Raw genomic sequence first — 13,931 nt, 5'->3', positions numbered from 1 at the left:
TTTCATAAGTATTGTTATAACATTAAACACGAAAGTATGCTTTTTGTTTCCGTGTTTAAACATTTAATCGACCAACTATCTGAATTTTTTGATAAAGGGTCGGATTACAATTTACTGATTGGAATTTCGCGCTAATAAATTTGCCAACAGGCGGTAGGCTCCAGGAACACCGGCTGGCAGCTCTCTAAAAAAACTTAAGCCAGTATAGACAAATTTTCCTTTTCCATAATCGGCAATTAATAAAGCCCCTTTTTTAGTGGTTTCATCAGGATCGTTCCCTGCTAAAATAGGTACATAGTTTTTATCCCATTTATCAGGAAAGTAAAGTCCCCTTTCTTGAACCCAACCCTCAAAATCTTCTGCAGTAATCTTATTGGGATAATTTAAAGCTGAATGATCTGGATTTATAAATTCCATACTTGCCTGCTCTACAGTTATTCTATCTCTTGATAAATCTAGTGGGTACGGCCAAAAGTCCGTATCTGGTAAACTATAGGTGGTATTATATTGAACCATATAAACTCCCCCTGAATTCATATAATCATTCATTTTACCATAATGTACTTGAAGGGCACTATTAACATTATAAGCTCTAATACCAGCAACAACCGCATCATACTGTTTCAATTCTTCAATACTAATACTTTCTATATTTATAAAATCAACTTGATACCCCATTGCTACTAGAGCTTCATCAACAGCATCGCCTGCTCCTTCTATATAAGCAATTTTTTTACCCTTAGTTTTTACGTCAGCTAGAACTAATTTTTGACTGGCATTGCGAATTATAATTTGATTTGGGATATGATCATATTGTATTTCTTGAACACTCTTACCAACAGATTTCTCATCTATTCGTGCAAAGGCTCTTAAATCGTATTTACCCTCTTCCCCACCTGAGGTCAGGTTAATTTTAAATTCCTTCGTTGAATTTCTTACTAAATTCTCAAAGGACAAATCTAGTTGATCCGTTTCTGCTTTCCAGCCTGCTGGTAAATCCAATTCCAACAATCCTGAGATGTTATCTTTAAGTGCTTTCACTTTGATAGAAATCTCCTTTTCTTGTCCAGTATTAGTGAAAATTGAAACTTCTTCACCAAATTCTATAGAAAGTGGGGGAATAACATATAATGGTTGAATAATCTCACCGCTAATCCTATCAGAAGACTTATATTTCAATGGACTGCTAAATGAAAACTTATTTCCATTAATGCTCAAATTAATTTCTGCAATAATAGCTGGGTCATTTTCTGCTTTTCCTATTAATTTCTGATTTTCTACCTTATAAAGTCCATTAGCAGAAGGATCATCTAACCAATATGGATTAGAGTAAGGGAAATCTTCTGGAATCTTGATGGCAAAACTCTGTAATTTCACATCGTTATTGCTCAATTCACCTGCAATATCTAAATCTTCTCCTATAGCATTTATGCTAGCACCTATCACCTTTAGATCAGCATCGGAACGATTGACTAACTCCATATTTAAATTAATTTGATCGCCAGGAGATATGTATGGATGATCGTGGTAGAACAAATGATAGAAACCTGCGCAGTTCAGTATTAAATCTTCAATCGCCTTTAATTTATCATTCTTAACCGCAGAGTCATCAAGTTTTTCGATTAACTGCTTAATCACAAAAAGCTGATCTATAGAAGCCTCGGGTTTTTTAGGTTCAAAATCATCTACTAGCTTATCAATTGCCTTTTGAATGGTTTTACCATTTTTAAACTTAGACCAAGAGTGATCTACACCATTAAAGATTTCTTTTGCATTTTCTGGACCATCCCAAAATTCAAAATATTCAATCTCATCCCCTCTGCTACCAGCGGTACCAAATGCTTGTGATTTATGCCTGCTTCTGCTCAACGCGGCCATTTCAGTATAAGAAATCCCTAAAAGAGGTGAATAGCCACCAGCATTTTCGGTTACATATTGTGACTTATCAAAATCTTCATTCCTTCGAAAAAACCATGAAGATGTATTCCAATAAATTTTCTTCGGCTGCCAAATATTAGTAAATTCTAATTGCTCTGGAAAAGCAGTTTTATCACCGGCCATCTTAAAAGCCTCATGCGCTAAAATAGCCGAAGCTGTATGATGCCCGTGAGTTATACCTGGTGTTTTATTAAACCTTGTTACAATTATGTCCGGTTGAAAATTTCGAATCGTCCAAATCGCATCTGAAAGCACTTCTTCTTTTCCCCATTTATTAAAAGTTTCACTAGGGTTTTTGGAGTATCCAAAATCATTGGCCCTTGTAAAAAATTGTTGTCCACCATCTATTTCTCTCGCTGCAAGCAACTCTTGTGTCCTTATTAAACCTAATCCTTCTCGCAATTCAGGTCCAATAACATTTTGACCACCGTCCCCTCGTGTGAGCGATAAATAAGCAGCCTCAAACTTTTTTCCATTTTCAACATAAGCTATAAACCGAGTATTTTCATCATCAGGATGCGCAGCCACATATAAAACTCTAGTAGTATTCTGCAACTTTTCCATTTGGTGTAAAATTTCTGAAGCCGGAACAGGCTCTTTTACCTGAGCAATTGAAAAAGAAACAAAAGTAAAAAATAGAAAAATAGTTAAGTTATATTTCATTTTTGATAAAATTTTAGCTCGATTTAATAAAAATGTATGGGCAAAACAAACACAAATAGTTTAACGGCTTTTATCTGATTTAAATGCCGCCATTACAATTGAAAGTAATGGAAGTAGCCATACCAAATCATTCATAAGTAAATGGAAGGTAAACTTCTTAGTGAACTGAGATTCCATAATTAATAAATAGACTGCTATTCCTCCCAATAATTTAGCGAGGAAGGAAATCAAGATCAGCCACCTAAATTTCAGCGGCTTTAAAAAGCCCATAAACAGCATTATGGCTACAAGCAATATCCCGACTGCCTGATAAAACACCCACCCATTTTCAGATTGAGCACCTTCAGTCATCCATTTAATATAACTATCGGGACTCCAGAAAAGAAAAACCGACCATGCAACATTATAAACTGAGGCAATTAATAACACACCTCGCATCCATGCTTGAATCATTTTATATTGGGTTTATTAAATTTCAAAAATATAAGTTTTAAATGTCAAAGCCTAAACCAAAAACTAAAAGCGCTAGTCTTTTTGAAAAATGTAACAGAGATGCCGAGAAATAGTTAGTAATTTTGTCACATCTTAAGAAAAGGTAAAAATAATGCAAGAACTCAATATACTATTAGAAACCGCTTCCTCTTATTGCCAAAAGGGCGATTTTAAACAAGGAATTCATCTATATTCTCAATATATCACACAAAACAATCAAAATCCGGTAGCTTTCTATCAACGTGGAAAAGCTTATTTTAAAATTAAAGACTATCAGGCTGCGCAATCGGATATGAGTAAAGCAATAAAATTAAAACCTGAGAGTGCAGAGCTATTTGCAGAAAGAGGACTGGTTTATTACATGGCAAAACAGCAAGAAAATGCCATGGCTGATTTCAATAAAGCTGTAGAAATGGAACCAAAAAATCCCTTTAGATATGCCAGTAGAGCTTTTATAAAAGATCACATGAATGATCTTGAAGGGGCTAAACAAGATTACCAAAAAGCACTGGAATTAGATCCAGAAGATGCCATTTCCCATAATAATTTAGGGTTAGTTTTGGGTAAAATGGGTAATCATAAAAAAGCGGAGCAGCATTACAAAGATGCAGAAAAGCTAGACCCGAAGAATTTTGGAATGAAAAAATCTACTGAGACAAAATCAGATGTTGCTCCTCAACCCAAACAAGAGCCTGCGCCCTTACCAAATATTAAACCTAGCCATCAACCAAATAAGGACGCTAGCTTTGGCAGTACACTAAAATCATTATTAACATCAGCAGAAGAGCGAAAAGAATTTTGGGATTTTGTGAAATCGAAGATTTTTAGAGCCTAACATTATTTATGCATTTTTAGCAAACATTAAATACCTTCAGTGTTAATCTCACATAAATTTTAGCAAATTATTACGTTTATAGAATCCAATCTTTTGTCAATTAAGCTTGCAACATGCCTAAAATAGATTTATCTCAAATTAATTTGCCAATAGTCGACATTCTTCCTGAAGTACTTCAAAAAATCAAGGAAGAGCAAAACCTTATCCTTAATGCTGAGGCCGGAGCCGGGAAAAGTACTATTATCCCGCTCGCACTTTTAGAGCTTTTTAATAGCAAACGGCAAAAAATCATCATGTTAGAACCAAGACGATTGGCTGCTAAATCGATAGCCCAAAGGATGTCCCAGTTGATTGGCGAAGAAGTGGGAAATACAATTGGCTACAGAATCAGGTTCGAAACAAGAATATCAGAAAACACGCAAATAGAAGTGGTCACAGAAGGTATTCTTAATAAAATGATGGATAGTGATCCCGAATTAAAGGAAGTTGCTATAGTTATTTTTGATGAATTTCATGAGCGCAGTATTCACGCTGATGTGGCTTTGGCATTAGCTCGCTACACTCAGCAAAATTCAAGACCTGATTTAAAGCTATTGATTATGTCAGCTACACTAAATCAGCAACTTTTAGCAACAGAATTAAAGGCAAAAGTGATCGCCAGCAAAGGGAGGCAATACCCAGTTGATATCGAATATGCAGGGAACTTAGACCAAAGGTTAATTGCTGAATTGACTGCTGAGCAAGTAAAAAAAGCGCTAAAAGATGATAAAGGTGATATTTTAGTGTTCCTTCCTGGACAAGGTGAAATCTTGGCAGTTCAGGATTTGCTAAGAAAATCAAAAGTTAAAGCAGAGATTTATCCGCTTTTTGGCCAACTGGCATGGCACAAACAATGGGCGGCCATTCAACCTCACCCACAAGGAAAACGCAAAATTGTATTAGCTACTTCCATTGCAGAAACCAGTTTAACAATTGAAGGAATCAAAGTGGTTATTGATACCGGGCTAAAGAAAAACTCCATTTTTGATCCTAACACTGCATTAAACAGCTTAAAAACACAAGCAATTTCACAAGACGAAGCAACACAAAGAGCAGGTAGAGCTGGGAGATTAGCACCAGGAAAATGCTACAGGATGTGGACTGAAATTGAGCAAAATAATAAATCAAGCCATCGTTTAGCAGAAATTCTTCATGCAGATTTAGCAAGCCTCAAATTGGACTTAGCAGCCAGAAATATTCATGAAAGTAAACGGCTCTTTTGGCTCACACCTCCTCCACTAGATAAACTTATTTATGCTGAAAATCTGTTGATTCAGTTAGAAGCATTAGATGATAATAAAAGCATTACTGAAACAGGTAAGCAAATGCATCAATTACCTTGCCATCCAAGACTTGCTCATATGTTGGTGAAGTCAACAGAAAATCTATCCCTAGCCATTGACCTAGCATCATTGTTAGAAGAAAAAGATCCTTTATATAAGAAAGCTGGAGCAGACATAAGTGAGAGAATTCAATTGTTGAGAATTCTAAGAGGAGAAAAAAGACTGGGTAGAAATTTTAAAAAAATTGAGAAAATAGCTCAAGCTTACAGAGTATTGTTCAAAATTGACGAGGACAATAAAGAAGTTGATCCTTATTCCATTGGCTTTTTATTGGCTATGGCTTATCCTGATAGAATTGCATCAGCCAAAAGAGGTAATAATGCGCAGTTTCAATTATCGAATGGAAGCATAGCAGCAATCGGTCATAAAGATGAGTTGGCAGATGAAAGCTGGTTGACCGTGGCCAATATGGATGCTAGAGCCGGAATGGGAAAAATATTTTTAGCAGCACCACTTAATCCGAAAGATTTGATGCCTTTGCTTAAAAATCGTAGAAATGTGCGATGGGATTTTGATGAAGATGAATTTATCGTCAGCCAGGATCTAAGCATTGGTAACATTAGGTTAAAAAGTGAAGAATTGGACGAAGAACCCGATTCAGCGGAGAAAAGAAAAGCAATAATAAGAGCTATCCAGCTTCATTATGACGAGATTTTAAATCCTATAGCTGACTTTTTAAATTTCTTAGAGGAAATAAAAGAGACGAATCTTGAAACCGAATATGCTGATATGGATTTAGCCTATTTAGGAATTACAGCCGAAAAATGGTTGCCTGAAGGGATAGAAAATGAAGAAAATATAGTTAAATGCATTCACGAATTATCATTTTCAGATGTACTTAAAAATCTAATAAATAGAAGCCACTATTGATCATCATTTTCTTCTTCCTCTTCTTCCTCAACGGGAGGAAGCGGGAAATGAGTGAAGCTTTCACTAAGACTGTCTTGCTTAAAATAAGTACTGATACTAAAGTCTTTGGGATTTAAATCTCTCAGTTGAAAAAAAGCTGTATCAGTACCTTTCCAAACAAAAACTACTGTATCAATTGGGATTTCCGCTTTTATAGTTTTGGGCACATACCAAAATCCTTTTAATGTATCAGTAGAATTACCACAAGTATCGGCCGGGTTGATATAGAAAAGAGAATCTTTATCGTTGCCAGCAGAAGTGAAATTAAAGATGATTTGTCTTGAAACTTCACAAGAATCAAAGACCACTTCCTCATTGAACAGCAATCTATCCTCCAACCTCCATCTCTTCACTTCCTGATTGGATAAAAGCCTCTGAACCTCTGCCCTTCTGAAATCTTCAAATGTAGGCTCATCAGGCAAGCAAGCAGAAAGTAGCAGGGAAAGAAGTAAAGCAAAGGTAATGTTTTTCATGCCGCAAATATAATGGAATATCGTAAGACGTATGCAAAAACCATTTATAATTCTAAGGCTACCTTTAATCAGCTATGCAATTAATTTTCTGAGAGGTACTATTTCAATATTAATGATCAAAATATAATTATTTAACCAACAAACTATATTTTTTTAATATACATTATACAGGTCTATATTCAGCAGTTTTAATTCCAATTGTAAGTTTAACATATATAGAAAATTAAAATAAAAGGTTTCTATCAGTGTTTTTCCTTGTACTTATAATTATTATAATTTTTATTTATCTTTTTTTTAGTTATATTTCGATAAAACAAATGTATTGTTCGACTAATGAATATATTTTTCGCACCAACTAATATCTATATGTTTGTATAATGTTTCAGAAGAATAGCTATATCAAACCTATCATTTTTACTGCATTGGTAATGCTATTCAACTTTCTTTATATAAATGAAAGTGTTGGGCAAATTACATGTGCAGGTGTAAAATCAGGATCAGGTGGTGCTCAAGCAAATAGATTTACTGGAGCTGCTGGATTAGGCACAAACTGCGCCCCAGTGGAATTAGATTGGTATTTTACCTTGAGTGCTGTTGATTTAAACGATGACCCTTTAGTATTCGGAGGAGAAAATATTGAAGTTGACGTTGATTGGGGAAACGGAGATAATACAAGATATGAGGCAGATTATTTCCCAGCTGATGAAGAAATAAGAATCATCAATAGTCCGAATGGGAGGACATTTTCTATTTACAATGCTGATAATAATGCATTCTATACTTATGAAAATGAAACTGACGGGCTCTGTTTTTATCAACCTATTGCTACCCTATACATTGATGGAGTTGCCTGTAACAATATCTCACTTCAAATCGACAGACCAGTAAACTATTGGGAACCAGATGATACTGAACCAGGAGAAGTAATAATTGAAGAAGACGAATACCAAGTCTGTGCCGGAACACAGGTCACTTTAAATTTCCTAGATGCCACAGACTTTAATTGTGTTATTGAACCCGACCCTGTTGTCAATAATGTTACATTAAATGATGATGATAGAGAGGTTCGAATAGTTTATGGGACTGAAAACGATGCAAATACAATAGACGACATTGTCATAGATCCAGCAGGCGTCAACATAACTAATCCAAACAACTATGACCCAAACATCATAGTCACTTATCCTGAGCCTGTGCAAGATGGGGATAACAACTACCAAAGCCTTGATATAGTTGTACCTGATGATGCTTTGGTAGGAGAAGACTTTTTTGTAAGGTTAGATATATGGGGTCCTTGCAACCCAAGAGCTGGAGGATACGCACCAAGATCAGTGCAAGGGAGAATAGTAATTGTAGATTCACCAGACCCAGATCCAGAGATTTTTGATCCCTCTTCTGGTGGAATATGGGAAGCAGCAGAAGGTAATTCATTGACTTTCTGTATAAATGAAGACATTGACTTCCGTCAAGATCCTACCAACCCTGACAATGAAGTGGGGGATGCCTATAGTTGGGATTTTAATAATGATGGAGTTTTTGAAACCAATGGTGCAAATGTAAGCGAGAGTTTTCCTACACCAGGAACATATACAGTTAACATGAGAGCTGACAGAGGATCAATTGGAGGTTGTGTCCTTGAAACATCATTTGACGTTGAAATCATAGAAACACCACAGGCATTGATTGGCTATGATATAGGTGCCGGAATGACTACTGACAATAATCCAATCGAATATTGCGAAGATCTCGGCCTACCACTAGAAATCGTTTTAACGGACGAATCAATCGATAAAACTTCTTCATTAACAACTTCATGGGAGATTGATGAAATCAGTCCTACTCCAGGAAATATTGATTCTCAAAACGATGGAGGTGGTGGAATTCCTCAATTTGACTACCCTGGCAACCCATTAGCCTTGGCTGATCCAGGACACTATCGGGTAACATTAGTCATTGATGACGCTTCCACAGGATGTTCGACAGATGATGAATTAGATATTTTTATATATGATAAACCAGTTGCGGATTTTGACTTTACAACAGTTTGTGAGGGAGAGGATACAGATTTTGATGCTGCTGATTCTGAAATTCCAATTATAGTAAATAGTGATGCAATAGATACCTATCAGTGGGATTTCGATTATGATGGTGTGACATTTGACATCGATGCAACAGGTGAAGAACCAATTCAAAATCTTGGGAATGCAGGTTCTTATGATGTTGCATTAAGAATTATCACCGATAAGGGATGTGAAAGTGACGTGATAGTTCAAACAGTTAATGTACTCTATAATCCCGAATCCGATTTAGAAGCCACCTATACTAATGACTATGAAGGTAATTCAGCAGGTGACGCATATAATGGTGATCCCATTTGTCCTGGTACATTATTGACCTTCACAAATATGACGAATGAATCATTAAATGATGTCTCAGTCGATCCTGTAGACTATGAATTACAAATTGATAGTTTAGGAACAACAGTTTTCCGTGAAATTGGAGCTCCTGGCGAGTTAGACGAATCGATATCACCTAATATATTCTTTAACAACACCGGATCAAATGCAATTTACACAATAGAATTAGTAGCTAATGGTGATAATGGTTGTAATGCAATAAGTGCTCCTATAACCGTAACTGTGCTACCTGGGAGCGCATCAGGCTTTGACGTATATGACCAACCTCCCACATTAGGAACTTTTGATCCTGCAGATGCTTATGATCCTTTAAATGAATATTGCTCTCCAACTGAATTTTTCTTTCAAATTGATAATGCTACGGATAATCTATTAATCACAAATTCAGGGGATTCATTGATTTGGGAAGTATATGATGGTTCCACTCTTTTGGGAGGTGATACCACAATATTTGGTGATCCTGATTATGATAAGTTTTCTTTTGAATTCAACAATGATTATACCAGTATAGCAGCTATTAACTACACTATTGTATTGCAGCCCTATGTCGATGGTGTATGTGTAAATAATTCCCAGAGAACCGTCCGTGTACTTCCTAAACCTACGTCAGATTTCAATCCAGTTGATACAGTTGTAACCTGCGATTCAGTTACTTACTATTTTGAAGCAGTACAGCCAGGTTTATTAGAATATGATTGGCAAGTACAAACTGTAGGTGACACGCTTTCAACCCAAAATGAAGGAGTTGAATTCTGGGTAAGCTATGCTAGACCAGATATTGGCAATCCTAATGTAAATGTTGAAGTTAGATTACAAACTGAAAATCCTTTCAATTGTCAAAGTGATTTATCAGCCCCTTTTAATGATACTATACTACCAAAAGATGATATTAATATTGTATTGGATACTGTTGGCAATGAATTCTGTGCACCTGCAATTTATGGATTTGTAAATAATACAAATCCAGCAGATGTCCCTGCTGGAACTGAATGGGAATTAATCATAAAAAATCTAGATATAAACGATTCCACTATAATTGAAGGAAATAGTTTGACAGGAAATGAAGAGTTTAGGGATTCTGATCCAACTGATATTTTTGAGTACACTTTTACAGATTCGGCCAACTATGAAATTAGATTAAACGCACTTTTACCGAGCACTTGCGATGTAGCTTCTGACCCTCCTATTTCATTGGGAATTAATGAAACTCCTGAAGTTAGATTCGATTTATTGACAAATGATTCAGAAAACTGCGCTCCTTTAGAAGTGAGAATTATTAATGAAACCAGTAGTTTACCATCAGGTAATGACTTCTATCTATCATATGAAATAACTGATATTACTAATGGTACTACTTTCGCTAGTTCAACTCCGGTATTAGGCAGTGGAGGGCACTTAAATGGTGAAGTCTTACCTATTTTAACAAATACAACTGATCCATATATAGAATATGCTATTAAACTTACTGCAGAATCCCTATCTGGATGTACTGCAGACTCGACAATTAATATTACGGTATTTCAAGAGCCGCTTATAGATTTTGACATAATATCTCCAAATCCAGCTTGCCAAGAAGATTATAATTTTGAGTTTGAGATTACAAACAATAACATTTTAGCAAATTATGAATTAAAATGGAATTGGGGAGATGGGAAATCGTTATTTACTGAAGAAGACAGTATAGTTAACCATTCATTTACAGGCGATTTTAATAATGTTACAACTTACACTGTCACTTTATCAATTGAGACGGAATATGGGTGTTCAGAGTCCGTGAGTAAAACCGTAACTTTAAACCCAAAAGTTGATGCCAGTTTCTTTAAAGATAAAACAGAAGGTTGCTCACCGCTACTGGTTAATTTTACATCTACCTCCATTGGAACAGGTTTATCAGGTAATCATATTTACGAAAGAAGAATAAAAGATTCTGGTAATCCGTGGGATAATTTTGATACGACCCCAATACCAACTAATGGTTCTGTTTCAGAGACTTTTAATAATACAACTAGTGATGTGATTATTTTTGAAGTAAGACATATTGCTGTTTCTTCAGTTGGTGGTTGTTCTGACACTTCTGATATCCAAGAAATCACAATATTCCCTGAATTCACCAGTCCCACCATCATAGGGGCAGATGAGGTTTGTGCATTTTCTCAACAAATCCCATTTAAAGTCGAATCAAGTGTTGGTTCTAATTACCAATGGACATTACCTTCAGGTGCCTTTATTAGCTATTCTAGCACAAACGGAGATTCCATAACTGCTAATTTCAATAGTTTCTCTGGAAATATGCAAGTAGTAGAAATAGATAGCAATGGTTGTCTTGGCTCCCCTTCTATCCTACCAGTAAATATATTAGCTGGCCCTACTGGGAATTTAAGTCTCAATGGTTCAAATGTTATTTGCCCTGGAGATTCCACTAGCCTTGTTTTTAACTTGACAGGTCCCGGTAGTCAAAATTTTGATGTAGTATACAATAATGGTATGACTAATGATACTTTATTCAATATATCAAATGGACATATTGAATATGTAAGTCCTACCAATTCTACTAATTACTTCTTGTTAAGTGTTGAAGACAGAGAGTATCCTAATTGTAATCCTTCTAGTATTTCAGGATCCGCTTTTGTCTCAGTAAATATTAAACCAACTGCATCCTTGTCCGGATCTACTACTATTTGTGAGGGTAATAATGCAAATCTATTCTTTAATTTAACAGGAATCGGTCCTTGGGAAGTAGTTTATACTGATGGAAATTCAAACTTCACAATCAACAGTAATAATCCGGTTACGATAGAACCAATCAGTCCAACTGATTCCACTACCTATAGTTTAGTCAGTGTTTCAGATGGAAATACACCCGTTTGTTCTGGTGATGTTTCGGGCACTGCCACCATTAAAGTCAATTCAAAGCCTACCGCAACGATCTCTGGAAATCAAAATAATGTTTGTGTGAATACGCCAACGGAATTAGAAATTAATTTAACTGGTACTCCGCCTTGGAACGTTCGCTATACCGATGGTGAAAATATTTTCACTATTCCAAATGTCACCCCTGATGGAGCTTTTGACAGCAATGCGGATATTCATACAGAAACAGTTACGATTAGTGCTGCTCCAGGTACCAAAAATTATACCTTAGTTGATGTTATAGATTCCAATACGCCTAATTGTTCGGGTGATGTAAATGGATCTGCTACCATCACTGCTTTTGATAGACCTCAAGTCGAAATTGAGGGCAATAATACCATTTGCCGAGGTGATTCTAGTCCGCTTAATTTTTATTTCACAGGAGATGGCCCATTTAATGTAGTGGTTAGGGCTAATCAGGACACAATTGAATACAATAACATTCAAGACGGTGAATCCATTAACCAAACACCTGAAGTATCTACTGTTTATCGGGTAATTGAACTTACAGATAGTAGAGGTTGCTTTGGAAACAGTTTAGGTGGTCCAGTAACCATCAATGTCAATAGTTTACCTACTTCTGAATTATCAGGAGATGATGTTACATGCTATGGTGAAGAAACAGAGTTGATTTTTGATCAATCAGGTGTTGGTCCATGGACTATTACTTATACAGATGGAAACCAAAACTTCACATTTACTACTGCTTTTAACAGGCATTTTGAACCCGTTTTCCCTACGACCACAACTACTTACACATTAGTCTCTGTGGTGGATAGTAATTCTCCTGATAATTGTACTGGCCCAGTAAGTGGAAGTGCATTAAAAGAAGTTTATCCTGAGTTGGAAGCTAGTTTTGAGGCTACTCCAGAAGAAATGGTTCTCCCAGAAAGTACTGTAAACCTCAACAATACTACCACCAATAAAAACGAATGGGAATATGAATGGGACTTTGGAGATGGCACTACTTCATCAGAAATTGATCCAGCACCACATGAGTATGGCACATTTGGTACATTTGTTATCAGAATGACAGCTACCAATGGACAATGCACAGATTCTTATCAAACTACCATTACTATTGGGGCAATCCCTCCTATTGTAGATTTTGATGCAAATCCAACAGAAGGCTGTTTACCCTTAGTTGTGGAATTTGAAAACCTAACACAATTTGCCGATCCTTCCACATATCAATGGGAATTTGGGGATGGGCAAAGAGTAGCAGCTGTTGAAAACCCTACGCATGTCTACAGAAACCCAGGAACCTACACAGTTACCCTGTCGGCCTCAAATATAACAGGACAACGCACACAAATGGTTAAGGAAGAATTCATAGTGGTCAATGCAACACCAACTGCATCTTTTACTATACCTGATGAATACAGGCAAGTTTTTACTGGAGAAGAGGTCAGATTTGTCAATTTAAGTGAAGGAGCAGATGAATTTATCTGGAAATTTGGAGATGGTAACGAAACTTTTGAGGAGGAACCAATCCATGCTTATCCTGACAGCGGAGTTTATGACATTACTTTAATTGCCATAAATTCAGAAACAGGCTGCACCGATTCCATGACTTTAAGCTCTCAGGTGAAAGTCCTCTTAGGAGGAGCTTCAGATGTTCCAAATGCCTTTACACCGAGTAGAGCGGGTCCGGGAACTGCAAGTTCTAATCCACTACAAAATGATTTCTTTTTACCAAAAGTTGAAGGTGTTTCTCAATTCAATATGAAGATCTACAATAGATGGGGTGAGTTATTATTTGAAAGTAATGATAGAACTGTTGGATGGGATGGTTATTATAATGGAGTACTGATGCCTCAGGGTGTCTATGTTTATCGACTAGAATTAGTCTATGAAAATGGAAGAAGGGAAACTAAAATTGGTGATATTACCTTGATTAGGTGATTTCAAC

General features: G+C 36.2%; 6 protein-coding genes. 3 read left to right on the top strand and 3 right to left on the bottom strand.

Annotated features, from left to right (window positions below):
* Positions 1–111 precede the first annotated feature (111 nt).
* A complete protein-coding gene (locus FTRAC_RS01060; RefSeq protein ID WP_013452368.1) occupies positions 112–2,601 on the bottom strand; it encodes a PIG-L family deacetylase in 2,490 nt (829 codons plus the stop codon).
* A gap of 60 nt (positions 2,602–2,661) precedes the next feature.
* Complete coding sequence (locus tag FTRAC_RS01055) at positions 2,662–3,054, bottom strand: hypothetical protein (protein WP_013452367.1); 393 nt, start codon at positions 3,052–3,054, stop codon at positions 2,662–2,664.
* A 151-nt stretch (positions 3,055–3,205) separates the two neighbouring features.
* Between FTRAC_RS01055 and FTRAC_RS01050 the strand changes: the two genes are divergently transcribed.
* Both FTRAC_RS01050 and hrpB read left to right on the top strand, forming a co-directional pair.
* On the top strand, positions 3,206–3,928 hold the full coding sequence (locus FTRAC_RS01050; protein WP_013452366.1) for a tetratricopeptide repeat protein: 723 nt from the start codon (positions 3,206–3,208) through the stop codon (positions 3,926–3,928).
* Positions 3,929–4,041: 113 nt separating this feature from the next.
* The gene (gene hrpB, locus FTRAC_RS01045) at positions 4,042–6,180 is read left to right on the top strand and encodes an ATP-dependent helicase HrpB (RefSeq protein WP_013452365.1); all 2,139 of its coding nucleotides are present in this window, start codon (positions 4,042–4,044) and stop codon (positions 6,178–6,180) included.
* Here the strand turns inward: hrpB and FTRAC_RS01040 are convergent.
* The gene (locus tag FTRAC_RS01040; RefSeq protein ID WP_013452364.1) at positions 6,174–6,692 is read right to left on the bottom strand and encodes a hypothetical protein; all 519 of its coding nucleotides are present in this window, start codon (positions 6,690–6,692) and stop codon (positions 6,174–6,176) included. The two genes, hrpB and FTRAC_RS01040, sit on opposite strands and share 7 nt — an antisense overlap.
* A gap of 377 nt (positions 6,693–7,069) precedes the next feature.
* Here FTRAC_RS01040 and FTRAC_RS01035 point away from each other — a divergent pair, with 377 nt between their 5' ends.
* The gene (locus FTRAC_RS01035; protein WP_013452363.1) at positions 7,070–13,924 is read left to right on the top strand and encodes a PKD domain-containing protein; all 6,855 of its coding nucleotides are present in this window, start codon (positions 7,070–7,072) and stop codon (positions 13,922–13,924) included.
* Positions 13,925–13,931 lie beyond the last annotated feature (7 nt).

The organism is Marivirga tractuosa DSM 4126 (genome assembly GCF_000183425.1).
In the GTDB taxonomy this organism is placed as follows: Bacteria; Bacteroidota; Bacteroidia; order Cytophagales; family Cyclobacteriaceae; genus Marivirga; species Marivirga tractuosa.
This window is presented reverse-complemented; position numbering and strand designations above follow the sequence as displayed.

Coding starts and splice junctions, on each gene's coding strand:
- FTRAC_RS01060 (WP_013452368.1), bottom strand. CDS start 2,601: ATGAAATATAACTTAACTATTTTTCTATTTTTTACTTTTGTTTCTTTT.
- FTRAC_RS01055 (WP_013452367.1), bottom strand. CDS start 3,054: ATGATTCAAGCATGGATGCGAGGTGTGTTATTAATTGCCTCAGTTTAT.
- FTRAC_RS01050 (WP_013452366.1), top strand. CDS start 3,206: ATGCAAGAACTCAATATACTATTAGAAACCGCTTCCTCTTATTGCCAA.
- hrpB (WP_013452365.1), top strand. CDS start 4,042: ATGCCTAAAATAGATTTATCTCAAATTAATTTGCCAATAGTCGACATT.
- FTRAC_RS01040 (WP_013452364.1), bottom strand. CDS start 6,692: ATGAAAAACATTACCTTTGCTTTACTTCTTTCCCTGCTACTTTCTGCT.
- FTRAC_RS01035 (WP_013452363.1), top strand. CDS start 7,070: ATGTTTCAGAAGAATAGCTATATCAAACCTATCATTTTTACTGCATTG.